Source organism: Catellatospora coxensis (assembly GCF_016862635.1).
GTDB lineage: Bacteria > Actinomycetota > Actinomycetes > Mycobacteriales > Micromonosporaceae > Catellatospora > Catellatospora coxensis.
The window spans coordinates 37,653-64,248 of the sequence record NZ_BONI01000039.1 but is presented as its reverse complement, the minus strand read 5'-3'; the positions used below and the strand labels follow the sequence as shown (position 1 = coordinate 64,248).

Sequence of the window (26,596 nt, the reverse complement as noted above, 5' to 3'; positions counted from 1 at the left end):
CGGCACGGAGAGACAGATGACCCTGCTCGAAAGCCCCCGCGGCCTGCCCGACATCGCCCCGCTCCGGCCCCGCCGCCGGCGGCTGCCGGTGTGGGCGGTGCTGATGCTCGGCGTGATGGTGCTCGTGCTGGCGCTCGGCTTCGGCGGCGCCATGGTCACCCAGTCCTACCTGCACAGCCTGACCAGCGCGGTGGAGACCGGTTCGGTGCTGGAGGGGGAGGCGCGCAAGGAGCCCGCGGTCGAGGGGCGCACGCTACGCGGCGCGATCGACGTCCTGCTGCTCGGGCTGGACACCCGCGAGGGCTGGGTCGAGGGCAGCGGGCGGGCCGACACGATCATCATGCTGCACGTGCCCGCCGGGCATGACCGGGCCTACCTGATGTCCATCCCGCGCGACGCCCTGGTGCACATCCCGGCGTACCCGAAGGCCAACTTCTACGGAGCGCGGACCAGGGCCAACGCCGCCTACACGTACGGCTCGCGCAACGGGCAGGGCTGGCAGGGCGGGGCCGCGCTGACCGCGAACATGGTGCACGAGCTGACCGGCCTGAAGTTCGACGGCGTCGCCGTGGTCGACTTCGACGCGTTCAAGAACGTCGTCGACGAGCTGGACGGCGTGCACATGTGCGTCGACCAGGAGACCCGCTCGGACCACTTCGTCGTGGTCGACGGCAAGCCGAAGTACGCCTACGGCAAGAAGTCCGGGGTGTTCCTGCCCAACACCTACGTGCACCACGTCGGCTGCCGTGACATGGAAGGCTGGGAGGCGCTGGACTACGTGCGCCAGCGCAAGAGCGGCCCGTACGGCGACTACGACCGGCAGCGCCACCAGCAGCAGCTGCTGAAAGCGATCGGCGACAAGGTGACCTCGGCCGGGATCATCACCAACCCGATCAAAATCAACTCGCTGCTCAAGGCCGCGGGCAGCACGCTGAAGCTCGACACCGGCCACGCCGACCTGTTCGACTACATCTGGACGCTGCGCGGCCTGACCCCGGGCGACCTGGTGATGCTCAAGACGAACAACGGCATGTACAACCGGGCCAAGGTCAAGGGCACCCAGGCGCTCAGCCCGCAGACGCTGCTGATGTTCCAGGCGGCCGCGAACGGCACCCTGGACGAGTACGTCGCGGCCCACCCCGAGGCCGTCATCGGCGACGCGTCGGACCTCGAACCGCCGATCGACAGCCCGGCGGCCGCGAACCGGCGGTGAACCGCCGCCCGGTCAGCCCGCCTGGACGGTGCCGCGCTCGGCGGCCTGCACCGCCAGTTCGACCCGCGAGCTGAGTTCGAGCTTGCCGAGGATGCTGGACACGTGCGACTGCACGGTGCGCCGGGACAGGAACATCTGCGCGGCGATGTCCGGGTTGGACAGGCCCGACGCGACCAGCGCGACGACGCGCTGCTCGGTCGCGGTGAGCGCCTCCCAGCCGTGCTTGGGGCGCTTGCGCGGGCCGCGTACGCCCCGGCGTACTCCTGCCGCGCGCAGCCGGGCCTCGGCGCGGGCGGCGTCGGCGGTCGCGTCCAGCGCGCCGTACCGCTCCAGCGCCTTGTCCAGGGCCCGGCGGGCCCGTGCCGGGTGGTCCTGGCGGGCCAGCGCCTCGGCGGCGTTCTCGTACGCGTTGCCCTCGTAGAGCGGCCAACCCGCCTCGCGGTAGTCCGCGGCCGCGGCCAGCAGCAGCTCCGCGTCGTCGGCGGCGAGGCCGTGGCACAGCTTCGCGGTCGCGGCGAGACTCGGGTGGGCGCGCCGGGCCAGCAGCGCGTCCACGTCCCGGGCCAGCGCACCGGCCCGGTCCCGGTCACCCGCGGCGACCGCCAGCCGGGCCAGGTCGGCGCACACGCGGTACACCAGCCGCCGCGGTTCAAGCCCGTGCGCTTTGTCCCAGGCCGGGGCCAGCAGTTCGAAGGCGGCCGCCGGACCCTGCTGGGACTCCACGCACAGCGCCCGGGCCCAGCGGCTGAAGTGGTGCGGGTAGGACGTGCCCGTCCCTGCGGGCGGGTCGACGGTCGCCCCGCGGTGCACCGCGATCAGGTCGGCCATGCCGCGCAGCCGAACCGCGCTGCCGAGCAGGTCGGGCAGCTCGGCGGCGGTCTCGATCTCGACCAGCGCGTCGTCCCAGCGGCCGTCCAGGAACAGCAGCCGCGCCCGCAGCGTGTGGGCGATCGGCAGGTACGCCCCGCCGGACTCCCGGTTGGCGGCGATCGCGGCCGACAGCGCCCGCTCGGCCTCGGCCAGCCGGTCCAGCTCCAGCAGGCACATCCCGCGCAGCGTGTACGGGTCGACCTGGAGGTCCGGCTGCACCCCCTCGGTGAGCGAGGCGAACGCACGGTCGTTGACGACCAGCGCCTGCTCCAGGTCGCCGTCCACGGCCAGCGTCATGGCCAGGGCGAAGTCGCCGATCCCGGTGCAGCGCGCGTCGCCGGTCGCCTCGCCGGCCCGCACCGCCCGGCGCGCGGCGGCCCGCGCCTCCTCGAAGCGGGTCAGGAAGAACAGGCAGACGGCCGCGAAGCCGTGGAAGCGCCCGCGCTCGGTCGCGCTGAGCCCCGGCTCGGTCAGCGCCTGCTCGATGACCTCCAGCGATTCCCGCAGGTGACCGCGGCGGTAGCAGGTCTGCGCGAGCAGCCAGCGCAGCTCCCCGTCGCAGGCGGGATCGTCGCCCGTGGCGACGGCGTCGCGGGCCAGCCGCTCCGCCTCGGCGTTCGCGCCCCGCCAGAGCAGCGCCCGGATCAGCTGCAGGCGCAGCCTGGCCGCCTGCCGCCGGGGCGCGCCCGGCAGGGCCCGCTGCAGCAGCTCCACGGCCAGCTCGGGCGCGCGGGCGGTGAGCGGGTCGGCCACGTCGATCAGCCACTCCGTCGTCCGGTCGTCGACGCCCTCCCCGGCCATCACGTGCTCGGCGATCCGTTCCACACCCGCGCCGTCGGCGTCGAGCGCCTGCGCCGCCCGCCGGTGCAGCGCCGCCCGCGCCGAGGGCGGCACCCGGGCCGCGAGCGCCTCCCGGATGAGCGGCTGCCGGAACTCCAGCCGGGTGCCGGTGTCGGTGAGGATGCCCGCCTCGACCGCGCTGGCGGCGACGTCGGCCAGCTCGGCCACCGGGCGGCCCAGCACCTGCGACAGCTCGGTCAGCTCGACGGCGCGCCCGAACACGGCGGCGGTCTGCAGCGCGTCGCGTACGGCGGGCGGCAGGAAACCGAGCCGGTGCAGGATCACCTCCGCCAGCGGCGGCGGCACCCAGCCCTCGGCCAGCTCGTCGGTGTCCCACACCAGCTCCATCCGGCCGTCCCGGTCGGCGAGCGCGCCCTCCTCGGCCAGCTCGGCCAGCAGCTCGGTGATGTACATCGGGTTGCCGCCGGCGGTGCCGAGCAGCCTGCTCAGCCGGGGGCCGGCGTCGGTGCGCAGCAGGTCGTGGGCGAGCACGGCGACCTCGTCCGGCGGCAGCGGCGCCAGCTCGATCACGTGCCCGCCACGGGCGACGAGGCTGCGCTCCAGGGCGTCGACCGCCCCGCCCCGAGGCGCGGACCGGGTGGCGACGACCAGCAGCATCGGCTGCTGCTCGATGCCCCGGCCCAGCCGGTGCGCCACGACGAGGCTCTGCGGGTCGGCCCACTGCGCGTCGTCGAGCAGCAGCGCGACCGGGCCCTGCGCGAACCACTCGTCGAACAGGTCGAGGATCGCCTCGGTTATCACGAAGTCGTGGTTGGCCGCGGCCAGGCTGCGAGTGAAGGCCTGCTCGCCGCGCAGCAGCCCGGAGACCCGGGCCAGCTCGGGATCGCTGGTGGCCGCGCCGATGCCCAGACAGTTGGCGATCGCCGAGAACGGCAGCTGCTGCTCCAGGTCCTCGGCCGCGCCCGTGAGCAGCCGCAGGCCGAGGCCGGCGCAGTCCGTCGCGACCCGGTCCAGCAGCGACGTCTTGCCGATGCCCGGCTCGCCCTCGACCAGCACCGCCACGCCGTGCCCGCCCGCCGCCTGCCGCGCTAGCGCGTGCAGGCGCGCCGTCTCGGCCTGCCGGCCCACGAAAACCGGAGAGACCGGCGCCATGCCCTGAGCCTAATGAGCGCGACGTGCCTCATGACCGCGAAAGTCCGGATCACCGTGCAAAGGAAAGTTTCAGCCGTCTGTCGAATCTTGTGCAGAAACTTCACCGTTGATAGCTTGTCCTCGATCGCCATCGAATGAAGAGAGTGGATATGCGGATTTCCGCAAGCGTGGTCGCGTCCCTGGTAGCCGTGGTTCTGCTCGCCACCGCGAGCCCTGCGCAGGCCGTCGTCGTGCCCCGGCACGCGATCAACGTCTGCCAGAGCGCCAGCTTCTACGACAACTACGACTCGGCGTCCGGGCCGCACGGCCTCAAGCGCGTGCTGGAGTACGGCAACAAGATCGGCCACACCCCCGGCGCGCACCCGGTCTACAACGGCTGGGCGGCGACCTTCGACTTCGGGCCCAACGACTGGGGCTACATGCGGATCGAGTGCATCGGAGGGTACGACTCATGGTGACCGGGACCCTGACCAGGACCCTGACCAGGACCCTGACCAGGACCCTGCGCGGGGCCGCCGCGGTCGCGACCGCCCTCGCCCTGCTGGCCGTCCCGTCCGCCGCCCAGGCGGCCAACGGGACCGTCGGCGTGCGGGAGACCGTCTGCGCCGAATCGCTGTTCGTCCGCACCGAGCCGCTCGGCGCCTGGATGGGCACCCTGTACGCGGGCCAGACCTTCCTGGTCAAGGGCCCCCGGCAGGGCGGATACATCTACGGGTTCGCCTACGGCCACGTCAACCGCAACGGCTGGGTGCAGGACGGCTGGTTCTGCTGACCGGCCGCTCGCGCGGGCGGCAGGACGAGAACTCTCTTTTCGCGGTGGCTCGTCCCGAGCCTCATTACGCTGGACTGCGGACCCCTGGTGTGCCGTCTACCTGCGTGGGGAGTTCTCATGACCGTCCTCGGAGCGACGGCGGTGGCCGATCTGCGGTCCGGCTTCGCCGGGTCCGTGATCGGGCCGGACGACGCGGCGTATGCCGACGCGCGGACCCTGTTCAACGTGCTGATCGCCAAGCGGCCCAGCGTGATCGCCCAGTGCGCCACCGGCGCGGACGTGTCCCGGGCGATCGAGTTCGGCCGCGAGCAGGGCCTGGAGATCGCGGTGCGCGGCGGCGGCCACGGCGTGGCGGGCACCGCGTCGACCGACGGCGGCCTCGTCATCGACCTGCGCCGGATGAACCAGGCGACGGTGGACCCGCAGCGTCGGGTCGTGCGCATCGGCGGCGGCGCGACCATGAGCCACCTGGACCGCGCCACCCAGCCCTTCGACCTGGCCACCACCGGCGGCCGGGTGTCCACGACCGGCGTCGGCGGCTTCACGCTCGGCGGCGGCTCCGGCTGGCTGGAGCGCAAGTTCGGGCTCGCCTGCGACAACCTGGTCGCCGCCGAACTGGTCACCGCCGACGGCAACACCGTCGTGGCCAGTGAGGAGAGCCACCCGGACCTGTTCTGGGCGCTGCACGGCGGCGGCGGCAACTTCGGCGTCGTCACCTCGCTGACGCTGCGCCTGTACCCGCTGCCGACCGCCTCGGCGGCGCTGCTGCTCTGGCCGCCGGAGGCCGGACCCGAGGTGACCCGGGCCTACCGCGACTTCATGGAGAACGCGCCCGAGGAGGTCGGCGGCGGCGTCATCTACCTCACCGGTCCGGCCGAGCCCTTCACACCCGCGCACCTCGTCGGCAAGCTGACCTGCGCCATGCTCGTCACGTACGCCGGTGACCTGGCCCAGGCGCGCCGGGTGATCGAGCCGCTGCTGCGGCTGGGCCACGAGGGCGAGCTGATCGCCGAGGTGCCGTACGCCGAGCTGCAGTGCATGTTCGACGACCCGCCCGGCTACCGCAACTACTGGTCGGCCGAGCACCTGGACACCCTGCCCGACAAGGCGATCGACCTGTTCTGCGCACGAGCCGAGGACATGGTCGTCCCGTCCCCGTCCCAGCACGTGCTCTTCCCGTACGGCGGCGCGGTCGCCGCGGGCCCGACCGCCTACCCGGTCCCGTGGCGGCGCGCCCCCTGGGTCGTCCACCCGCTCGGCCTGTGGACCGACTCCGCCGACGACGACCGCGCCATCCGCTGGGCCCGCGACCTGCGCGCCGACGTCAAGCCCTGGTCCACCGGCGCGGTCTACAGCAACTTCATCGGCCAGGAGGGGCAGGAGCGCGTCGTCGCCTCCTACGGCCTGGACAACTACCGCCGCCTCGCCCGGATCAAAGCCACCTACGACCCCGACAACACCTTCCACCTGAACTGCAACATCCGCCCCGAACGCTGACCTGCGAGTTCTCGCCCGCCGGGGTCGGGGACGGGCGGGTGACACACCGCTACGGCAATATGTCGGCATGACCGCGCAGCTGTCGCCGCCCGCGGGCGCGCCCGCCCGCCCACCGGGTGTCGTGCTGGAGGCCGTGCTGGAGCGGATCACCTACGCCAACGAGGAGACCGGCTACACCATCGCCCGGGTGGCGACCGAGAAATCCGGCAACGACCTGCTCACCGTGGTCGGCGCGCTGCTGGGCGCGCAGCCGGGGGAGAGCCTGCGGCTGACCGGCCGGTGGACCTCCCACCCGCGGTACGGCCGCCAGTTCGAGGTGTGGAACTACACGACGGTGCTGCCCGCGACCATCGTCGGCATCGAGCGCTACCTCGGCTCCGGCCTGGTCAAGGGCATCGGCCCGCGGCTGGCCGAGCGCATCGTGGCGCACTTCGGCGTGGACACGCTGCGGATCATCGAGGAGGAGCCGCAGCGCCTGATCGAGGTGCCGAAACTGGGCCCGAAGCGCACCAAGCTGATCGCCGCGGCCTGGCTGGAGCAGCAGGCGATCAAAGAGGTCATGATCTTCCTGCAGGGCGTGGGCGTGTCCACCTCGCTCGCGGTGCGCATCTACAAGCAGTACGGCGACGGCTCGATCACCGTCGTCCGCGAGGAGCCGTACCGGCTGGCCGCCGACGTGTGGGGGATCGGCTTCCGCACCGCCGACACCATCGCCCGCGCGGTCGGCATCGCGTACGACAGCCCGCAGCGCGTCAAGGCCGGCCTGCAGCACACCCTCAGCGAGGCCGCCGACAACGGCCACTGCTTCCTGCCCGCCCCGAACCTCACCACCGCCGCCGCGAAGATCCTCGCCGTCACCGACAAGGACGGCAACGACCTGGGCGTGCCCGCCGACCTCATCACGACCTGCCTGCGCGAGTTGATCGACGAGGAGGGCGTGGTCCGCGAGGACGTGCCCGGCGCCGACGGACCGGTGCCCGCGATCTACCTGGTGCCGTTCCACCGCGCCGAGCGTGGTCTCGCCGGCAGCCTGCTGAGCCTGCTCAACACCTCGCGGGACCGGCTGGCCGCGTTCGACGGCGTCGACTGGACCAAGGCCCTGGCCTGGTTGAAGGCCCGCACCGGCCACGAGCTGGCCCCCGAGCAGGAGCAGGCGGTGCGGCTCGCGCTCACCGAGCGGGTCGCGGTGCTCACCGGCGGTCCGGGCTGCGGCAAGAGCTTCACCGTACGCTCGATCGTCGAGCTGGCCCGCGCCAAGCGCGCGAAGATCGTGCTGGCCGCGCCGACCGGCCGCGCCGCGAAACGGCTCGCCGAGCTGACCGGCCACGAGGCCACCACCGTGCACCGGCTGCTGAAACTCCAGCCCGGCGGCGACCCCAGCTACGACCGGGACAACCCGCTGGACGCGGACCTGGTCGTCGTCGACGAGGCCTCCATGCTCGACCTGATCCTCGCCAACAAGCTGGTCAAGGCCGTCGCGCCCGGGGCGCACCTGCTGCTGGTCGGCGACGTCGACCAGCTGCCCTCGGTCGGGGCCGGCGAGGTGCTGCGGGACCTGCTCAACGCCGACGTCGTGCCCCGCGTACGGCTGACCCAGATCTTCCGCCAGGCGCAGCAGTCCGGTGTCGTGGTCAACGCGCACCGCGTCAACGCCGGGGAGTTCCCGCAGCTCAAAGGCTTCCCCGATTTCTTCTTCTTCGAGTGCGACGACAGCGAGGCGACCGCGCCCCTGGTCGTGGACCTGGTGTCGCAGCGCATCCCGAAGAAGTTCGGCCTCGACGCGCGCCGCGACATCCAGGTGCTCACCCCGATGCACCGTGGCCCGGCCGGCGCGGGCAACCTCAACCAGCTGCTCCAGCAGGCGCTGACCCCGGCGGTCGAGGGCCGGCCCGAGCGCCGCTACGGCGGGCGGGTCTACCGGGTCGGCGACAAGGTCACCCAGATCCGCAACAACTACGACAAGGGCGCGGCCGGGGTGTTCAACGGCACCGTCGGCGTGGTCACCGGCATGGCCCCCGACGACCACAAGCTGATCGTGCGCACCGACGAGGACGAGGACGTCGAGTACGGCTTCGACGAGCTCGACGAGCTGGTCCACGCGTACGCCATCAGCATCCACCGCTCGCAGGGCTCGGAGTATCCGGCCGTGGTCGTGCCGCTGACCACCAGCGCCTGGATGATGCTGCAGCGCAACCTGCTCTACACCGCGATCACCCGGGCCAAGAAGCTGGTCGTGCTCGCCGGTTCCACCCGGGCGCTCGCGGTCGCCGTACGCACCCTCGGCGCGGGCCGCCGCCACACCGCCCTCGACCACCGCCTCATCCCACCCTCCTGACCCAGCGACGATCTTGGCCGCCGAACGGGCATGGCGCGACCGGCATGGCGCGATTGGCACGACGCGACTGGCGCGGCGCGGCACGGCCCGACCCCCGGGCCTGGGCGTGTCCCGTGAGCCCGGCGGCGGGTACGCCGATGGCGAACGGGTGTGCGAATCGTGCGCCGGGTCGGGGATGCTGACGCCCATGCGACTGCTCGTACTCGGCGGCAATGTCTTCCTCGGGCGTGCGGTGGCCGCCCACGCGCTGGCCTCCGGCCACGACGTCACCTGCGTCACCCGTGGTGTGTCCGGCGCGATCCCGGCCGGAGCCACGGCCGTGACCGCCGACCGCGACGACCCCAACGGCCTGGCCGGCCTCGACGGCGACTTCGACGCCGTGATCGACGTGGCCCGGCGGCCCAGCCACGTCCGCCACGCCGCCGCCGCGCTCGGCGCGCGCATCCCGCACTGGGTGTACGTCTCCAGCTGCTCCGTCTACGCCGACCAGGGCACCCCCGGCCAGCGCGCCGCGCAGGCCCCGCTCCTCGCGCCGCTGCCCCTGGAGACCGACGACGCGACCGGGGAGAACTACGGCCCGGCCAAGGTCTCCTGCGAGCAGGCGCTGCTCGACGCCGTCGGGCCCGAGCGCGCGATGCTGTGCCGGGCCGGGCTCATCGTCGGTCCCGAGGACCCGACGGGGCGCTTCGACTACTGGGTGTCCCGGCTGGCCGAGGGCGGCGAAGTGCTGGCCCCGGGCACTCCTGCCGACCCGGTGCAGTGGATCGACGTGCGCGACCTGGCCGCCTGGCTGGTACAGGCCGCCGAGCAGCGGCTGGCCGGCGTGTACGACGGCATCGGCGCGCCGGTCGGCCGGGGGGCGATGCTCGCCGGCATCGCGGAGGGGGTCGGCACCACACCCCGGCTGACCTGGGTCGACCAGGAGTTCCTCACCGAGCAGGGGGTTGAGACGTGGGCGGGCGAGCGCTCGCTGCCGATGTGGCTGCCCCTGCCGGAGTGGGCCGGTTTCCTGTCCCGCGACGTCAGCGACGCGCTCGCGGCAGGCCTGTCGCCGCGCCCGGTCGGCGACACCGCCCGCGACACCCTCGCCTGGCTTGCCACCGGCCCGACCCGCAAACCCTGGGCCGGCATCACCCGTGACGACGAGTCCGCCCTCCTCGCCACCTGGAAATCCACCCACCCCGCCTGACCCACCCGACGCCTAGGGTTCCTGGTCTCGGGTTCCGGGTTCCGCAGCCCGGCGCGGCCCGGCACGGCCCGGGGCGGGGCGGTGTCAGGGGCGGGGCTGGGCTTGGCGTTGGGGTTTGGTGCGTTGCCAGGCTTCGAAGGGGTCCTGGGCCTGAGCGATGGAGATCTTGCCGACGGGCACGGTCCACTTGTGCTGTGGGTCCTCGAACAGGTCGTACAGCTCGACCTGCGGGAATCCGGCCGCGGCGGCCTCGTGGCGGTCGACGGCGTACACGATGCGGCCGACGTCGGCCCACAGCGCCGCGGTCAGGCACATCGGGCACGGCTCACAGGTGGAGACCAGCACCGCCCCGGGCAGGCGGAAGTGCAGGGCCTGCCGGCACGCGGCGCGGATGGCCACGATCTCGGAGTGCGCGGTGGGGTCCAGGTCGCGGATGACCCGGTTCACGCCGCGGCCGATGACCTCGCCGCTGCGTACGATGATCGACGCGAAGGGCCCGCCGCCGCCCGATTCCACGTTGGCGACAGCGAACTTCACCGCGAGGGCCAGCCATTTCTCGGCTTCCTCGCCCGACATGTCCACGCTGGCCAGGGGCTCCGTCGCCACGGGTCCAGCGTAAGGCGCGAGGCCGCGCGCGGCAGTCGCTCTGGACACACAACCCCTGTTAATTCGGCAGAAAAGAGGGTAAGTCGGCTTAAAACAAGCCGGGGACCGTGATTCTCCCCTCAGCACGGGATGGGGCGGATGCTGCCGTCGAGTGCTTACCCTGAAACTTAACTTTTGGTAAGACAAGCTCCCGATAAAGCGAGGGAAGTCGTGGCGGATGTGAACCTGGAAACCCCGGGTGGACACCTCTCCCTGGAAGTGCAGCCGGCCGTCGAGGGCCCGTCCGGGCTCGACATCGGCAAGGTGCTGAAGGAAACCGGATACGTCACGTACGACCCGGGCTTCGTCAACACCGCCGCCTGCACCTCCGCGATCACGTACATCGACGGTGACGAGGGCATTCTCCGTTACCGCGGGTACCCGATCGAGCAGCTGGCCGAGCACTCCACCTTCCTGGAGGTCTCGTACCTGCTGATGTACGGAGAGCTGCCCACCGCTGTGCAGCTGTCGGAGTTCACCGAGCGGGTGCGCATGCACACGCTGCTGCACGAGGACATGAAGCGGTTCTTCGAGGGCTTCCCGCGTGACGCCCACCCGATGGCCGTGCTGTCCGCCGCGGTGAGCGCCCTGGGCACCTTCTACCAGGACAGCCAGGACCCGTTCGACAACGAGCAGGTCGAGATCTCGACCGTGCGCATGCTGGCCAAGCTGCCGACCATCGCGTCGTACGCGTACAAGAAGTCCATCGGCCAGCCGATGCTCTACCCGGACAACTCCCTCGGGTACGTGGAGAACTTCCTGCGGATGACCTTCGGCGTGCCGGCCACCGGCTACGAGGTCGACCCGGTCTTCGCCAAGGCGCTGGACCTGCTGCTCATCCTGCACGCCGACCACGAGCAGAACTGCTCCACGTCGACGGTGCGCCTGGTCGGCTCGGCCCAGGCCAGCCTGTTCGCCTCGGTGTCCTCCGGCGTGAACGCGCTGTCCGGCCCGCTGCACGGCGGCGCCAACGAGGCCGTGCTGTCGATGCTGGAGCGCATCCGCGCCGAGGGCGGCGACGTGCAGGCGTTCGTGAAGAAGGTCAAGGACCGCGAGGACGGCGTACGCCTGATGGGCTTCGGCCACCGGGTGTACAAGAACTACGACCCCCGCGCGGCGATCGTGAAGAACATGGCGCAGGACGTGCTCGGCCGCATGGCCAAGCCGGACCCGCTGCTGGACCTCGCGATGCAGCTCGAGGAGATCGCGCTGGCCGACGACTTCTTCGTGTCGCGCAAGCTCTACCCGAACGTGGACTTCTACACCGGCCTGATCTACAAGGCCATGGGCTTCCCCACGAAGATGTTCACGGTGCTGTTCGCCCTGGGCCGCCTGCCCGGCTGGATCGCCCAGTGGCGCGAGATGATGAGCGACCCGGCCACCAAGATCGGCCGTCCGCGCCAGGTGTACACCGGCGCCCCCGAGCGCGACTTCATCCCGGTCGCCAACCGCTGACCCGCACCACCCCGCTCCACCGAAAGGCGCGCCCGCACCCGCGGGCGCGCCTTCGCTTTGTTGACCATGAAGTCGTTGATCATGAAGTTGTGGCAGGGACACGCCGTCGAGCCGTGCCATAAGTTCATGATCAACGCGGCGAAGGGGGTGGCGGGGCGGGGGTGGGGTGGTAGTTGTGGGGGTATGGGTGGGATTGTGTCGCCGGGGTTTCGGGGGCGGCGGGGGACTGAGGGCGGTGAGGTGCGGCTGCCGCCGGGGCAGTACCTGACCGAGGACTTCCCGGTGCTGACAGCGGGTCCGACGCTGCGGGTGCCCACGGACACGTGGGAGTTCGTGATCGTCACCGAGGCCGGGGAGAAGCACCGGTGGGACTGGCAGCAGCTGATGGCGCTGCCCAGCGAGCGGCCGACGGTCGACCTGCACTGCGTGACCAAGTGGTCGAAGCTGCACACCCGCTGGCAGGGCGTCAGCCTGGACGTGCTGCTGGAGGGCGTGGACACCGCGGCCGACTACGCGATGGTCCACTCGTACGGCGGCTACACCACGAACCTGCCGTACGAGGACCTGCTGCACGGGCAGGCCTGGATCGCGTACAAGTTCGACGGCGAGGACCTGACGCCGGAGCACGGCGGCCCGGCCCGGCTGCTGGTGCCGCACCTCTACCTGTGGAAGTCGGCGAAGTGGGTGCGCGGCATCACGCTGATGGACGAGGACGAGCCGGGCTTCTGGGAGAGCGCCGGCTACCACGACTACGGTGACCCATGGCGCGAGCAGCGGTACCAGGGGGACTGAGCCCGCGGCTGGTCTGGCGGGCGGCCAGGCTGGTCGAGTTCCGGGACGAGACGCCCAGCGCGCGGACCCTGGTGTTCGACGTGCCGGACTGGCCGGGACACCTGCCCGGGCAGCACGTCGACGTGCGGCTGACCGCCGAGGACGGGTACAGCACCGAACGCAGCTACTCCATCGCCACGCCCGCCGACGGCACCCGCGTGGCGCTGACCGTGCAGCTGGTCGAGGACGGGGAGGTCTCGCCGTACCTCACCCAGACCCTGTCCGTCGGGGATGTGATCGAGCTGCGCGGGCCGGTCGGCGGCTGGTTCGTCTGGCGGTCCGCGGACCAGGCGCCGGTGCTGCTGATCGGGGGCGGCTCGGGCATCGTGCCGCTGATGGCGATGATCCGGGCCCGGCGGGCGGCGGGCAGCAAGGCCCTGTTCCGCCTGCTCTACTCGGTGCGCACGCCGGAGGACCGGTACTACGCCGACGAGCTGCGCACCCGGGCGCGCGACGACTTCGGGCTGGACGTCGGCTACGTGTACACCCGCAAGACGCCCGAGGGCTGGCCGCTGCCGCCGCGGCGGCTGGGTGTGGCCGACGTGAACAACGGCGGTTGGCCGCCGGACTTCCAGCCGGCCTGCTTCGTGTGCGGGCCGACCGGCTTCGTCGAGGCGGTCGCCGACATCCTGATCGCGCTGGGCCACGACGCCCGCCGGGTGAAGACCGAGCGCTTCGGCCCGAGCGGCACCTGACGGAGGCTGTGATGGAACTCTTCTCCGACGACTTCACCGACGGCAACGCGCTGGCCGGGCCGCTGCGCGAGATCTTCGCGATGGACATGACCCAGGCCATGGGGCGCTGCGTCAACTGCGGCGACGAGGGGCCGGTGGCGGGCCTGAAGGTGTACACCCACGCGCCCGGCCTGGTCGCCCGCTGCCCGTCCTGCGAAGAGGTGGTCATGCGGCTGGTCCGCAGCCCGAGCAGCGCGTGGCTCGACCTGCGCGGCACGATGTCCCTGCGTATCCCGATGCCCGTGGAGTGACCGTTTCCGCCCCGGCTCGGCGGGTAGATTGCGCATTATGACTATTTTGACCGCAGAGGACGTCGCGCTGCTCAACGAACCCCAGCTCGCCCACGTCGGCGTGGTCGACTTCGACGGCTCGCCGCACGTCACGCCGGTGTGGATCGACACCGACGGGGAGCACATCCTGTTCAACACCGCCAAGGGCCGAGTGAAGTACAACGCGATGGTCCGGGACCCGCGGGTCGGCATCTCCATCGTGGACAAGGCCAACGACTACCGCACGCTGTGGGTGAAGGGCGACGTCGAGTTCATCGAGGAGGGCGCGGACGCGCACATCGACAAGCTCGCGTACAAGTACCTCGGCAAGGACAGCTACCCGTGGCGCAAGGCCGACGAGGTACGCGTGATCGTCAAGGTCACCCCGACCGTCCGGCTCGCCCAGGCCTGACCGTCCCGCAGCTCGGCACCATCGCAGCTCAGCGCCCATCGCGCGAAAGGAAGGGCACCTTCACAACGCATAGCGTTGTGAAGGTGCCCTTCCTTCGTGGCGGAGTGCCGAGGAGGTGGTTCGGTGCCGGGGGGTTGCCGGATGGCTCGGTGGCGGCAAGTCGACAGACGCCCATCCATGGGTGCGGGCGGGTCCGAAGTTCCGGCAACAGACGCGGTCGGCGCGTCTGCCCCTCAGTACCGGAGGACCCGACCATGAGACTCACCCCGCGCCACCTGGTCCGCCACCTGGTCCGCCGCCGGACCGGCGCCGCGCTCGCCGTCGCGGCGTGCCTGGCCGTCTCCGGCGGGCTGTACGCGCTCGGGCCCGGCACGGCCGGCGCGTCCAGCCACCGCGAGGCGCCCCTCATCGCGCTCGACCCCGCCGTCGACGCGACCGACCTGTACGCCTTCGTCAGCCCGGACCGCCCCGGCTTCGTCACGTTCGTGGCGAACTGGGTCCCGTTCCAGGAGCCGAACGGCGGCCCCAACTTCCACCCGTTCGCGACCGACGCGCAGTACCTGATCAATGTGGACAGCGACGGGGACGCGCGGCCCGACGCCCGATTCCGGTGGACGTTCAAGAACGTCGACAAGCGCGGCAACTCCACCTTCCTGCTCAACAGCGGTCCGGTGACCTCACTCGACGACGAGAACCTGCTGTTCAAGCAGACGTACACGCTGGAGTCCTCGTTCAACGGCGAGGCCTTCCGCACCCGGGCCAGCAACGTCGCTGTCGCGCCCTCGCGGGTGGGCCCGGCGTCCATGCCGGACTACGGAGCACTGCGCGAGCAGGCCACCGTCAAGCTGCCCGGCGGCTGGCGCATCTTCGCCGGGCAGGCCGACGACCCGTTCTTCCTGGACCTGCGGGTGTTCGACCTGCTCTACGGCGGCGACCTCAGCGAGACCGGGCAGGACACGCTGGCCGGATACAACGTCAACACGATCGCGCTGGAGGTGCCGTTCAAGGACGTCGCGCTGCGCGGCGACGGCGCCCGCAACCCCGTGATCGGCGTGTGGACCACCACCGAGCGGCCCCGGGTGCGCATCACCGGACGCACCGGCGACCCGCGCAGCGTGGACCGGGTGCAGGTCTCGCGGCTGGGCAACCCGCTGGTCAACGAGGTCGTCGTGCCCGCCGGGCTCAAGGACGCGTTCAACGCCTCCCGGCCCGACGGCGACGCGAAGATCCCGCAGCTGGTCAAGCGGGTCACCGAACCCGAGGTGCCCAAGCTGATCGAGGCGATCTACAACATCCCCGCGCCGGCCACCCCGCGCAACGACCTGGTCGAGATCTTCCTGACCGGGATCACCACCAAGGCCGACGGCCCGATCAAGGCGGACCTCAACTCGCAGCTCAACAACGCCGACGTGAACCCGGCGAAGTTCCGCCCGTCGGAGATGCTGCGGCTGAACCTGTCCGTGCCGGTCACCGCCGACCCGAACCGCCTCGGCGTCATCGGCGGCGACCTGCAGGGCTTCCCGAACGGGCGGCGGCTGGCCGACGACGTCGTCGACATCGAGCTGCAGGCCCTGGTCGGCGCGGCGCAGACCGGCCAGATCGTGGACGCGCTGGCCGCCGGTGACGCGGTCGACGCCAACGAGAACGCCTTCGGTGACACGTTCCCGTACGTCGCCCTGCCCAACGCGGTAGCGGTCAACACGGCCGGCAAGGGCGGCGGCAACCCGACCGCACCGGGCTCGGTCGACGCCTCCCCGGCTTCGGCGTCCTCCGGCGTCGAGGAGGGCATGTCCACCGGCGGCGCCATGGCGATGGTCGGCTCCTCCGTCGCCGGCGGCCTCGGCCTGCTCCTCTTCGCCGGCTGGTGGATGCGCCGCCGCAACCGCACCCCCCACACCCACGGCCCCGACGAGCCCGCCCACACCCACTGAGGAAAGGAAGGGCACCTTCTACAACGCATAGCGTTGTGAAGGTGCCCTTCCCATCGCTGATCTTGCGAAAGGGGAGGTAGACATGTGGCGACGGATCATCGCGGTGGGCGTCACCGCCGCGGCGCTGCTCGGGCTCGGGAGCGCGTTCGGCGCCGGGTCCGAACCGTGGACCGCCGAGGCCGGGTACGCCCAGGGCGACCCGCTGGCCGCGTCGATCGAGCAGGCGCAGGCGCGGCTGCGGGACGTGCCCGGCGACTGGACCACCTGGGCGGCGCTGGGCAGCGCGTACGTCGAGCGGGCCCGGATCACCGGGGACCCCGGCTACTACACCCGGGCCGAGGGCGCGCTGCGCGAGTCGCTGCGCCTGCACCCCGGCCCGTCCGCCGACGTGGCGCTCGCCGGGCTCGGCGCGCTGGCCAACGCGCGGCACGACTTCGCGCGGGCCGAGCGGCTGGCCCGGCAGGCGCTCGCGGGCAACCCGTTCAGCGCCGACGCGTACGGGGTGCTCACCGACGCGCTGACCCAGCTCGGCCGGCCCGCCGAGGCGACGGAGGCGGCGCAGCGCATGCTCGACCTGCGGCCGGGCCTGCCCGCACTGTCCCGGGCGGCGTACGACCTCGAACAGCACGGCCGCGTCGACGAGGCCCGGGCGCTGTGGACGCAGGCGCTCGCCACCGCGATCGCGCCCGCCGACCTGGCCTTCGTCCACCACCAGCTCGGCGACCTGGCCTGGCACGGCGGCGACCTGGTCGCGGCCCGCGCCGCGTACGAGGCCGGGCTGGCCGCGGACGCCGGCTACCTGCCGCTGCGCCATGGGCTCGCCCGCGTCGACGCGGCGAACGGCCGCACCGCCGAGGCGCTGGCCGGGTACGCCGCGCTCACCGCCGCCGCGCCGACCCCGTCCCTGCTGGTCGAGTACGCGCTGCTGCTGCGCTCACTCGGCCGCGCCGCCGAAGCCGAGGCGCAGCTCGCGCTGGCGCAGGCCGCCCTGGACCTGCTCGCGGCCGGGGGAGGCGGGGACGCCCTCGCCGCCGCCGAACTGGCCCTGGCCCGCGGCGACCACGCCAGCGCGGTGCGCCTGGCCACGGACGAGTGGCGGCGGCGCAAGCACACCGACGTCGCCGACACTCTCGCCTGGGCGCTGCACCAGGCCGGACGGCACCGCGAGGCGCTGCCCCTGGCCCGTGCCGCGGCGGCGCTCGGCGCGCGCAGCGCGCTCCACGCGTACCACCTGGGAATGATCGAACTCGCCCTCGGCGACCGCGCCGCCGCCCGCCGCGACCTCGCCCGGGCGCTGCGGTTCAACCCCCACTTCTCCCCGGTCGACGCGCCCGCCGCGGCGCGCGCCCTCGCCTCGGCAGGTGCCTGATGAACCGTTCGATCCGCCGTACGCTGCCGGTCGTGGTGCTGGCCGGAGCCGCGCTCGCGCTGCTGCCCGCCCCCGCGGCGGCGCACCCGCTCGGCAACCTCTCCATCAACCAGTTGGTCGCGCTGACCCTGCGTCCGGACGCCGTCGACGCCACCACGATCCTCGACGTCGCCGAGCTGCCCACGCTGCAGCGGCGCGGCGCGGTCGACACCTCCGGCGACGGCGTCGCCGACGCGCCCGAGCTGCGCGCGCACGCGGCGGCCGCCTGCGACGCCTTCGCCCGGGAGCTGGCGGTACGCGTCGACGACCGTGCCCTGAGCTGGACTGTCCGCTCGGCCGACATGACCCTCGAACCGGGCTCCGCCCGCCTGCCCACCAGCCGGATCACCTGCACCTTGACCGCCCCCGCCCGGCTGGACCGCCCTGCCGTGCTCACCGTCCACAACGGCCACCTCGCCGACCGCGTCGGCTGGCGCGAGATCACCGCCACCGGCGCCGGCGTCGACCTGCCCGGCTCACCCGTGCCCACCCGCAGCACCACCGACGAGCTGCGCGACTACCCCGTCGACCTGCTCGGCTCCCCGCTCGACGTCCGCGACGCCAGCCTGTCCGCCCGTCCCGCCGCAGCCTCACCGGGCTCACCGGCGAACAGCCTCGCCCCGGCAGGCGCACCGGACCTGGGCGCGCCCGCCCGGCCCGACGACCCCGCGCCGCTGCGCTGGGCTGCCTGGGCGCAGCAGCAGGTCCTCGACACCGTCGGCGCCGACCGGCTCACCCCGCTGGTCGGGCTGCTAGCGGTGCTGCTTGCCCTGGTGCTCGGGGCAGGCCACGCGCTGCTCCCCGGGCACGGCAAGACCGTGATGGCGGTATACCTCGCCGGCCGCGCGGGCCGCCCCCGCGACGCGCTGACCGTCGGCGCGACCGTCACCGCCACCCACACCGGCGGCGTCATCGCCCTGGGCCTCCTGCTCACCGCCGTCTCCGGCCTGACCGGCCAGACCGTTCTCGGCTGGCTCGGCCTGGCCAGCGGCACCATCGTGATCACCGTGGGCCTCGCCATGCTGCTGGCCACGGTGCGCCGCAGGCCCACGCACAGCCACTCCCACGAGGTGCATGAACACGGCTCGCATGGGCACGGCTCGCATGGGCACGGCTCGCATGGGCACGGCTCGCATGAACAGGGCTCGCATGGGCACGAGCATGTGCACCGGCACGGTCTGTTCGGCCAGGCGCACTCCCACGACGGCGGCGATGCGGCAGAGGGCACGGGACGCGGGCGATTCGGGTTCGGTGCGATCGGAGTGGCGGCGGGCCTGGTGCCGAGCCCTTCCGCGCTGGTGGTGTTGCTGGGCGCGATCGCACTGGGCCGGACGGGCTTCGGCATCCTGCTCGTGCTCGCCTACGGGCTGGGCATGGCGGGCACGCTCACCGCAGCGGGGCTGCTGCTGCTCAAGGTTCGCGATCGCTGGGCGGGCCGGTTCGACCGGTTCCGTCGGGTCCGCCTGGCCGGGCCGTACGCCGCGAGCGCGATGGTGCTGCTCGTCGGCGTCGGCCTCGCCGCCCGCGCCGCGACGCTGGTGGTCTGATGGCGGCAGCTCACGCATAGCTGGCCGGGCAGGTCGCGGAGCGGAAGCCGCTCGTCTGCTCGGGCGGTTGGCGGTTCTCCGAGTGGAAACCCGGCTCGGCCCGGTGTGATCGGCGATCAGGTGCGGTCTAGGGCCGCAGGTGGAAGTTGTTGCGGCGGGGAAGGCGGGTGGCGTCCACGTAGCTCGGAGGGATGAACTCGGGCCGCCGGTCGTGGCCCAGCCGGACCTGCCAGTCGTCGCGGTGGACGACGCGGTGGTGGTGTCCGCACAGCAGCACCGCGTTGTCGAGGTCGGTGGGGCCGCCGTCGGCCCAGTGCCGGATGTGGTGCCCCTGGCACCAGCGGGGTGGGCGGTCGCAGCCGGGGAACGCGCAGCCCCGGTCGCGGAGCACGAGCGCTCGGCGCAGGGCTCCCGTGATCAGGCGGCGGGTCCGGCCGAGGTCGAGCAGCTGCCCGTCGCCGCCGAGCACGGCGGGAATGACCTGTGCGTCGCAGGCGATGCGCCGGACGGTCTCGGGAGTGAGTGTCGCGCCGTTGTCGAGCAGCCCTGCGCCGGTGCGTGCGGCGAGGCCGTCGTAGTCGACGGTGATCACGAGTTGTGGGCGGTCGCCGCCGTTGTCAGGCAGTTCGCCCGCGGCGAGGACACGGCGGCAGATCTCGGTGAGGGCGTCGGCCCGCCGTTGACCCGCGGTTCGCATGTCATGGGTGTTCTCGGCCGGGCGGTGCCCCGCGGGGTCGAGCGCGCCAGGGCGGGTGAGGGGATCGAGGGCGGCGGTGACCACGGCGGCGGCTTCCGTGTCGAGCCAGCCGGTCACCCGCACTCGCCCGCTCCGGTCGGCGACCAGCGTCAGTATGCGTGTGGCGTGCGCGCGCTCTTCCTGCGCGGCCAGTGCTTCGCGCTCGTGCTCCTCGGCGGTGTCGGGGGCGACGTGGGTGAGGATGCGCTCGCCGAAGCGGCGGAGCACGGACGGTTCGAACTGGGCCGCGAATCCGATCAGTGCGGTTTCGGCCTTCGCGGCCGTCTCCAGACCCACCTCGGCCGGGAGCGCTTCGAGAGCCTGGGCGATGACGGCGGCCTGCTCGGTGTTCACGGTCCCGGCGGCGAGGGCGTCGGCGGTGGTGGGGAGCCGGTCGAGCGTTCTGGCGAGTTCCACGGCCTGTTTGGCGGCGCGTATTCCGATACGCCAGTGTTCGCGCAGCCAGACCGCCGTGCTGGCGGCGCCGTGGGCGACAGGGACGGCGCGGGCGTCGAGTTCGCGGACCAGCGACAGTTCGACGGCCGCCAGCCGTTCCCGCAATCCTCGCGCCGAGTCGAGCGTGGTGATCAGCTCGGAGTCGGTGAACGACCATGCAGGCGAGTCGAAGCAGGTGGCGACCATTCGCCCTGCCTGCGTCAACCTCTCCTGCATGGCTCCATTTTAGAACCGGTGTACGACAGAAATCAGCGAAGATGATCGATCAACTAATGGCCTTCGTGGCGAGGCGGAGGCTGCGGCGGAGCCACGGCGGCAGGTTCGGGTCGGCGTCGGCCTCGTCGAAGGTCAGGTGGACGATTGCGGCGACCTCGTCGGGCGAGGCGGGGAAGGGCTCGGCGTCGGTCGGGAGCGGGGCGGCGAAGACGACGTTGACGACGAGGTCCCCGTCGTCGGTGGTGAACAGGCTGCTCTCGATGTACGTCAGCGGGACGCCGGTGAGGTCGACGCCGATCTCCTCGGCCACCTCGCGCCGCGCGGTCTGCTCCAGGACGTCGGGGATCACGGAGCCGGCCGGCAGGTCGACCTTGCCGCCCACGCCGGCCAGCAGGCCCGCGGCGTGCGCCTCGTGTTCGCTGCGTCTGATGAGCAGCCAGCGGCCGTCGCAGTGGAGGTGGACCTCGACGTTGACGACGAACGCGGGCCGTCCGCCGGGGGTGAGCTGCTCGATCATCCAGGCACTCTATGGCACTTCGACCGGCGCGGCGGGCCCGTGCCGGTCGCGCCTGCGGCGCAGGGCGAAGCCGATCCAGGAGGTCAGCACGACCAGGCCGGCCAGCACCTGCAGCGGCACGGTGAACCGTTCGGGGTAGACCACCCCGGTCAGGTAGGTGTCGATGAAGCCGCGGGACAGGCCCTGCTCACCGGCTTCGCGGCGGGCCCAGTCCTCGACGTACGTCAGGGGGCAGTCGAGGCCGAGGGCGACCGTGGCGAAACCCCAGCCGGCGGCGATCAGGTGGGGCCAGATCAGCCACGGCCGCCACCAGGCGAGGAAACCGCCCGTGACGACGTACACGAGGAACGCGAAGTGCACCACCATGGTGGCGCCGGCGAGCCACTGATAGGCCATGCTCCATTATCTGCCGCTAGGATCGCTCTCGGCGGCAGGGAGGAACTCGGGGAAGAGCCGAGACGGTCCCGCCACTGTGACCGGGGAGCCCGTCCCCACCCCATCGGAGTGATCCGAGGCCACCGCAAGGGAAGGCCCGGGGCCGGGCGTCGATCCGGGAGTCAGGAGACTCCGGCCGCCGCATCGACTCTGCTACCGGGGCGCGGACCCCGACAGGAGGTACGCGGCCATGACGGCTGTCCAAGGTCTGCTGCTGTCCACTGCGGACACCGAGCTGCTCGCCGCCCGGGCGTCGGGTGCGCCCTGGCGCATCGGCAACCCGGCCCGGCTGGACGCCGGGGACGTCCCGGAGCTGCTGCAGGGCGTCGGCTTCGCGGTGGTGCGCCTGCTCGGCGGCCGCCGGACCTGGCCGGACGGGCTCGACGCGATGCTCGCCGCGGGCCTGCCGGTGGTGGTGCTGGGCGGGGAGGCGCTGCCGGACGCCGCGCTGCAGGCCGAGTCGACGGCGCCGGCCGGGGTGGCCGGGGAGGCGCTGGCCTACCTGGTCGAGGGTGGCGCGGACAACCTGCGCGAGCTGCACCGGTTCCTGTCGGACACGCTGCTGATGACCGGCGAGGGCTTCGACGCACCGCAGGCCACTCCCGAGTACGGCGTACGCCCCGGCCCGGCGCGCGAGGCGGGACGCCCGACCGTCGGGATCGTCTACTACCGGGCGCACGAGCTGGCCGGGAACACGGACTTCGTGGACACCTTGGCCCGGGCGCTGCACGACGCGGGCGCGAACGCGCTGCCGGTGTACTGCGGCTCGCTGCGCGGGGTGTCCGACGGGCTGCGTGACCTGCTGCGCGGCTGCGACGCGCTGATCGTGACGGTGCTGGCCGCGGGCGGCACCACCCCGGCGGACGCGAGCGGCGGCGGGGACGACGAGGCCTGGTCGGTGGCGGCGCTGTCCGAGCTGGACGTGCCGGTGCTGCAGGCGCTGTGCCTGACGTCGTCGCGGGCGGTGTGGCAGGACTCGGACGCGGCGCTGAGCCCGATGGACGCGGCGATGCAGGTGGCGATCCCGGAGTTCGACGGCCGCCTGATCACGGTGCCGTTCTCGTTCAAGGAGCCGGGCCCGGACGGCATCGGCGTGTACGCCGCCGACCCGGAGCGGGCGGCCCGGGTCGCGGGTATCGCGGTGCGCCAGGCCCGGCTGCGGCACGTGCCGAACGAGCGCAAGAAGCTCGCGATCGTGCTGTCCAGCTACCCGACCCGGCACTCGCGGGTCGGCAACGCGGTCGGCCTGGACACCCCGGCCAGCGCGGTGGTGCTGCTGCGGGCGCTCCGCGAGGCGGGGTACGACCTCGGGGACGGCTTCCCAGAGGACGGGGACGCGCTGATTCACACACTGATCGCGGCGGGTGGCCACGACGTGGAGTGGCTGACCGAGGAGCAGCTCGCGGCGGCTCCGGCCCGGGTGCCGCTGCGCGAGCACACCCGCTGGCTGGCGGCGCTGCCCGCGAGCCTGCGCGACGGCATCGTGGCGGCGTGGGGCGAGCCGCCGGGCGAGCTGTACGTGGACCGGGGCGAGATCGTGCTGGCCGCGCTGCGTTTCGGCAACGTGCTGCTGATGATCCAGCCGCCGCGCGGCTTCGGGGAGAACCCGGTCGCCATCTACCACGACCCGGACCTCGCGCCGAGCCACCACTACCTGGCCGCGTACCGGTGGCTGGACGAGAGCTTCGGCGCGGACGCGGTGGTGCACCTGGGCAAGCACGGCACCCTGGAGTGGCTGCCGGGCAAGGGGCTCGGCCTGTCGCGCGAGTGCGCGCCGGACGCGGTGCTGGGTGACATCCCGCTGGTGTACCCGTTCATCGTCAACGACCCGGGCGAGGGCACCCAGGCCAAGCGGCGCGGGCACGCGGTGATCGTGGACCACCTGGTGCCGCCGATGGCCCGCGCGGAGACGTACGGCGAGATGGCCAAGCTGGAGCAGCTGCTCGACGAGTACGCCACCGTGCAGGCGCTCGACCCGACGAAGCTGCCCGCCGTACGCGCCCAGATCTGGACCCTGATCCAGGCCGCGCAGCTGCACCACGACCTGCACCAGGCCGACATGCCCGGCGCGGACGACTTCGACGACTTCATCCTGCACGTCGACGGCTACCTGTGCGAGGTCAAGGACTCGCAGATCCGCGACGGCCTGCACATCCTCGGCGGCGCGCCGCAGGGCGAGGCGCGGATCAACCTGGTGCTCGCGGTGCTGCGCGCGAACCAGGTGTGGGGCGGCGTGCGCGGGGCGCTGCCGGGGCTGCGGGCGGCGCTGTGCCGCCGGTACGGGCTGGACGAGCGCGCGCTGCTCGCCGAGCCGGGAGCCGTGGCGGCCGTGCCCGCCGACCTGACCGACGTCGTGGACGGCCCCGCCCGCACCGGGGCGGACGCCGTCGACCTGATCGAGGGCGTGGCCCGGCGGCTGGTGATCGGCAACGAGACGCTGGGCTGGGAGCCGTCGAAGGTCCCGGCGGTGGTCGCCGAGGTGCTGGGCGGGCCGGACGACGCCGTCGAGGCGGTGCTGCTGTTCGCCGCGACCGAGGTGGTGCCGCGGCTGGACGCCACCGTGGACGAGGTGACCGCGGTGCTGAAGGCGCTCGACGGGCGCTACGTCGCGGCGGGGCCGTCCGGCTCGCCGACCCGCGGCCTGGTCAACGTGCTGCCGACCGGGCGCAACTTCTACTCCGTCGACCCGAAGGCGATCCCGTCGCGCAACGCGTGGGACGTCGGGGTGGCGCTGGCGGACTCGCTGCTGGCCCGGCACCGGCAGGACACCGGCGAGTGGCCGCGCACGGTCGGGCTGACGGTGTGGGGCACGTCGGCGATGCGTACCCAGGGTGACGACATCGCCGAGGTGCTGGCCCTGCTGGGCTGCCGCCCGACCTGGGACGACGCGTCGCGGCGGGTGACCGGGTTCGCCGTGGTGCCGCTGTCCGAGCTGGGCCGGCCGCGGGTGGACGTGACGGTGCGCATCTCCGGGTTCTTCCGGGACGCGTTCCCGCATGCGGTCGCGCTGATCGACGACGCGGTGCGGGCGGTGGCCGAGCTGGACGAGGCAGACGAGGACAACTTCGTGCGCGCGCACGCCCGCGCCGACGAGGCCGAGCACGGCGACCGGCGGCGGGCCACCACCCGCATCTTCGGCTCCAAGCCGGGGGCGTACGGGGCCGGCCTGCTCCCGCTGATCGACGCCCGGAACTGGCGCGACGACAAGGACCTGGCCGAGGTGTACGCGGTCTGGGGCGGCTACGCGTACGGCCGGGACCTGGACGGCCGGGCGGCCCGGGAGGACCTGGAACGGGTCTACCGCCGGGTCAGCGTCGCCGCGAAGAACGTGGACACCCGCGAGCACGACATCGTCGACTCCGACGACTACTTCCAGTACCACGGCGGCATGATCGCGATGGTGCGCTCGCTGACCGGCACGTCGCCGACCGCGGTGATAGGCGACTCGCACCTGCCCGACAGCGTGAAGACGCGCACCCTCGGCGAGGAGACCAAGCGCGTGTTCCGGGCCCGGGTGGTCAACCCGCGCTGGATCGCCGCGATGCGCCGGCACGGCTACAAGGGCGCGTTCGAGCTGGCCGCGACCGTGGACTACCTGTTCGGCTACGACGCCACGGCCGGGGTCGTCGACGACTGGATGTACGAGAAGCTGGCGGCGGCGTACGTCTTCGACCCGGAGGTGCGCGAGTTCCTGGAGCGGTCCAACCCGTGGGCGCTGCGCGGCATCAGCGAGCGCCTCATCGAGGCCGCCGACCGGGGCCTGTGGGCCGAACCGGACCCGGCCACCCTGGACGCGTTGCGCCAGGCGTACCTGGAAGCGGAGGGCAGCCTCGAAGGCTGACCGGGCAGTGGCAGGACGTCGGGTGATCGGGTGATTCACGACGGTCCGATGGATCACTACCGTGGCGGCGACGCGTCGCCGAACGGGGAGATCATCCCGGTGCGCCGCGCGGCGCGCAGGCGTAGCGGAAGAGGCGGTGGGATCGTGGCGAAACCCAAGCGAGGCGTCGTCATCGGCGCGTCGGCGCTGGCCCTGATCGGCGCGGTCTTCTTCGTGGTCGCCGCGATCAATGTCGGCGACGAGGTGTACTGCGACGCCAAACCGATGCGGCCGAGCGACGTGTGCCTGGAGGTGGCCGAGGACGGCCGCAAGACCTACAACACCTACCCGGAGCTCAAGGCCGAGCAGGACGCCCTGCGCCCCGTCCTGCTCGGTGCCTTGAGTGGGGTCGGCGGGTTGTTCCTGCTGGCCGCGGGCGGATTCCTCGTGGCGGGTTCGCGCGAGAACAGGAAGGAGCGGGCGCAGATCGAGGCCGCGGCGGCGTGGATGAGGGCAGGCTGACATGACGTGGCTGGTGGAATCCGCGCTCGTCGTTCCCCCCGACGTCACGGTGGCGGCCTCGATGCGCAACCTGGGCAGGCACTGCGAGAGCTATCCGGCCGTGACCCCCAAGCCGCTGCTGGTCTCCTCGGCGATGTTCACGGTGCTGTTCGGGCTGCTCGCCGTCGCCGCGACCTGGGGGGCGACCATCGGTGAAGCGACCGTCTGGAAAGTCGCCATCATCCTGTGGACGCTCACCGCGCCGTGCCTGGTCGGCTTCCTGTGGGTGCTGTTGCGCAGCCCGGCCGTGTCCCGGCGCGCCCGGCAGTTCCGGGTGCACGTGTACGAGCACGGCTGGGTGTGGGCACGCCGGAGCGGCACGGAGGCGTACCGCTGGGACGAGGTGCAGGCGCTGTTCGCCAACCTGGCCGTCTTCACCGCGCCCGTCACCAGCAGGACGCCCTACGGCATCCGGATCACCACGGTCGACGGCCGCCGGGTGGAGATCTGGCACGTGCACGTCGACATGGCCCGGTTCGGGGCAGTGCTGACGGCGCAGGTCACGGACGCCCAGTTGCCCAAGGCGATGGCCTACTTCGACAAGGGCAACCCGATCACCTTCGGCGACCTGACGGTGACCGACGACGGTGTCGCCTACCAGGGGATCCTGATGCCCTGGTCGGAGATCGGCGGCACCGAGATCGTCCACATCGACCAGAGTTACCTGTTCTTCGTGGACAACGCCGGCAGGCAGCGGGGTGCGCGGGTGAACTTCGGCCTGATGGCGAACGGGTACACGTTCATGCGGATGGTCCGGACGATCCTCGCGAGGCGGCGCGCCGGCGGGCACTGAG

22 protein-coding genes and 1 riboswitch are annotated in these 26,596 nt (G+C 72.6%); of the genes, 17 read left to right on the top strand and 5 right to left on the bottom strand.

Annotation, left to right across the window (positions count from 1 at the left end):
• Window positions 1–16: 16 nt before the first annotated feature.
• On the top strand, window positions 17–1,213 hold the full coding sequence (locus Cco03nite_RS22705; protein ID WP_203694190.1) for an LCP family protein: 1,197 nt from the start codon (window positions 17–19) through the stop codon (window positions 1,211–1,213).
• 12 nt (window positions 1,214–1,225) lie between these two features.
• Here Cco03nite_RS22705 and Cco03nite_RS22700 read toward each other — a convergent pair whose 3' ends face one another.
• Window positions 1,226–4,036, bottom strand: coding sequence for a helix-turn-helix transcriptional regulator (locus Cco03nite_RS22700; protein ID WP_203694189.1), 2,811 nt, complete (start codon window positions 4,034–4,036; stop codon window positions 1,226–1,228).
• Between the two features lie 149 nt (window positions 4,037–4,185).
• Between Cco03nite_RS22700 and Cco03nite_RS22695 the strand changes: the two genes are divergently transcribed.
• The 5 genes from Cco03nite_RS22695 (at window position 4,186) to Cco03nite_RS22675 (ending at window position 9,829) form a co-directional block, all read left to right on the top strand.
• A complete protein-coding gene (locus Cco03nite_RS22695) occupies window positions 4,186–4,494 on the top strand; it encodes a hypothetical protein (RefSeq protein WP_203694188.1) in 309 nt (102 codons plus the stop codon).
• Window positions 4,488–4,808, top strand: a complete 321-nt coding sequence (locus tag Cco03nite_RS22690; protein ID WP_239167579.1) for a hypothetical protein — start codon at window positions 4,488–4,490, stop codon at window positions 4,806–4,808. Before Cco03nite_RS22695 ends, Cco03nite_RS22690 begins: the two co-directional genes overlap by 7 nt.
• A gap of 117 nt (window positions 4,809–4,925) precedes the next feature.
• Window positions 4,926–6,305 (top strand): FAD-binding oxidoreductase, encoded by a 1,380-nt coding sequence (locus Cco03nite_RS22685; RefSeq protein WP_203694187.1) that lies wholly within the window; start codon window positions 4,926–4,928, stop codon window positions 6,303–6,305.
• Between the two features lie 79 nt (window positions 6,306–6,384).
• Complete coding sequence (gene recD2 / locus Cco03nite_RS22680) at window positions 6,385–8,640, top strand: SF1B family DNA helicase RecD2 (protein ID WP_373314301.1); 2,256 nt, start codon at window positions 6,385–6,387, stop codon at window positions 8,638–8,640.
• Window positions 8,641–8,827: 187 nt separating this feature from the next.
• Entirely contained in the window at window positions 8,828–9,829 is a 1,002-nt protein-coding gene (locus Cco03nite_RS22675) for an NAD-dependent epimerase/dehydratase family protein (protein ID WP_203694185.1), read from the top strand.
• Between the two features lie 84 nt (window positions 9,830–9,913).
• Here Cco03nite_RS22675 and Cco03nite_RS22670 read toward each other — a convergent pair whose 3' ends face one another.
• Window positions 9,914–10,435, bottom strand: a complete 522-nt coding sequence (locus Cco03nite_RS22670; protein ID WP_239167578.1) for a nucleoside deaminase — start codon at window positions 10,433–10,435, stop codon at window positions 9,914–9,916.
• Between the two features lie 210 nt (window positions 10,436–10,645).
• On the opposite strand from Cco03nite_RS22670, the gene Cco03nite_RS22665 reads away from it, so the two are divergent.
• The 8 genes from Cco03nite_RS22665 (at window position 10,646) to Cco03nite_RS22630 (ending at window position 19,061) form a co-directional block, all read left to right on the top strand.
• Window positions 10,646–11,929 carry a citrate synthase gene (locus tag Cco03nite_RS22665; RefSeq protein ID WP_203694184.1) on the top strand — a complete coding sequence of 428 codons (1,284 nt, stop codon included), beginning with the start codon at window positions 10,646–10,648 and terminating at the stop codon, window positions 11,927–11,929.
• A 195-nt stretch (window positions 11,930–12,124) separates the two neighbouring features.
• On the top strand, window positions 12,125–12,721 hold the full coding sequence (locus tag Cco03nite_RS22660; RefSeq protein WP_239167582.1) for a sulfite oxidase-like oxidoreductase: 597 nt from the start codon (window positions 12,125–12,127) through the stop codon (window positions 12,719–12,721).
• The gene (locus tag Cco03nite_RS22655; RefSeq protein ID WP_203694182.1) at window positions 12,691–13,455 is read left to right on the top strand and encodes a ferredoxin reductase; all 765 of its coding nucleotides are present in this window, start codon (window positions 12,691–12,693) and stop codon (window positions 13,453–13,455) included. The genes Cco03nite_RS22660 and Cco03nite_RS22655 overlap by 31 nt, the downstream gene beginning before the upstream one ends.
• Window positions 13,456–13,466: 11 nt before the next feature.
• Window positions 13,467–13,745, top strand: a complete 279-nt coding sequence (locus Cco03nite_RS22650; protein WP_203694181.1) for a DUF6510 family protein — start codon at window positions 13,467–13,469, stop codon at window positions 13,743–13,745.
• 37 nt (window positions 13,746–13,782) lie between these two features.
• Window positions 13,783–14,175, top strand: a complete 393-nt coding sequence (locus tag Cco03nite_RS22645; protein WP_203694180.1) for a PPOX class F420-dependent oxidoreductase — start codon at window positions 13,783–13,785, stop codon at window positions 14,173–14,175.
• 254 nt (window positions 14,176–14,429) lie between these two features.
• On the top strand, window positions 14,430–16,106 hold the full coding sequence (locus Cco03nite_RS22640) for a DUF4331 domain-containing protein (RefSeq protein WP_203694179.1): 1,677 nt from the start codon (window positions 14,430–14,432) through the stop codon (window positions 16,104–16,106).
• A gap of 82 nt (window positions 16,107–16,188) precedes the next feature.
• Window positions 16,189–17,475 carry a tetratricopeptide repeat protein gene (locus Cco03nite_RS22635; protein ID WP_203694178.1) on the top strand — a complete coding sequence of 429 codons (1,287 nt, stop codon included), beginning with the start codon at window positions 16,189–16,191 and terminating at the stop codon, window positions 17,473–17,475.
• Window positions 17,475–19,061, top strand: coding sequence for a nickel/cobalt transporter (locus Cco03nite_RS22630; protein WP_203694177.1), 1,587 nt, complete (start codon window positions 17,475–17,477; stop codon window positions 19,059–19,061). Before Cco03nite_RS22635 ends, Cco03nite_RS22630 begins: the two co-directional genes overlap by 1 nt.
• A gap of 127 nt (window positions 19,062–19,188) precedes the next feature.
• Here the strand turns inward: Cco03nite_RS22630 and Cco03nite_RS22625 are convergent, their stop codons facing one another.
• The 3 genes from Cco03nite_RS22625 to Cco03nite_RS22615 are packed head-to-tail and all read right to left on the bottom strand — an operon-like array spanning window position 19,189 to window position 21,382.
• Window positions 19,189–20,469, bottom strand: a complete 1,281-nt coding sequence (locus Cco03nite_RS22625; RefSeq protein ID WP_203694176.1) for an HNH endonuclease signature motif containing protein — start codon at window positions 20,467–20,469, stop codon at window positions 19,189–19,191.
• 49 nt (window positions 20,470–20,518) lie between these two features.
• The gene (locus Cco03nite_RS22620) at window positions 20,519–20,986 is read right to left on the bottom strand and encodes an NUDIX hydrolase (RefSeq protein ID WP_203694175.1); all 468 of its coding nucleotides are present in this window, start codon (window positions 20,984–20,986) and stop codon (window positions 20,519–20,521) included.
• Window positions 20,987–20,995: 9 nt separating this feature from the next.
• On the bottom strand, window positions 20,996–21,382 hold the full coding sequence (locus Cco03nite_RS22615; protein WP_203694174.1) for a DUF2784 domain-containing protein: 387 nt from the start codon (window positions 21,380–21,382) through the stop codon (window positions 20,996–20,998).
• A 39-nt stretch (window positions 21,383–21,421) separates the two neighbouring features.
• A riboswitch (cobalamin riboswitch) is annotated at window positions 21,422–21,554 on the top strand.
• A 57-nt stretch (window positions 21,555–21,611) separates the two neighbouring features.
• Between Cco03nite_RS22615 and cobN the strand changes: the two genes are divergently transcribed.
• The 3 genes from cobN (at window position 21,612) to Cco03nite_RS22600 (ending at window position 26,595) form a co-directional block, all read left to right on the top strand.
• On the top strand, window positions 21,612–25,262 hold the full coding sequence (cobN, locus tag Cco03nite_RS22610) for a cobaltochelatase subunit CobN (protein ID WP_203694173.1): 3,651 nt from the start codon (window positions 21,612–21,614) through the stop codon (window positions 25,260–25,262).
• 144 nt (window positions 25,263–25,406) lie between these two features.
• On the top strand, window positions 25,407–25,763 hold the full coding sequence (locus Cco03nite_RS22605; RefSeq protein WP_203694172.1) for a hypothetical protein: 357 nt from the start codon (window positions 25,407–25,409) through the stop codon (window positions 25,761–25,763).
• 1 nt (window position 25,764) lies between these two features.
• Window positions 25,765–26,595: a DUF6585 family protein gene (locus Cco03nite_RS22600; protein ID WP_203694171.1), complete on the top strand. Its 831-nt coding sequence runs from the start codon at window positions 25,765–25,767 to the stop codon at window positions 26,593–26,595.
• The last annotated feature ends 1 nt before the right edge of the window (window position 26,596 follow it).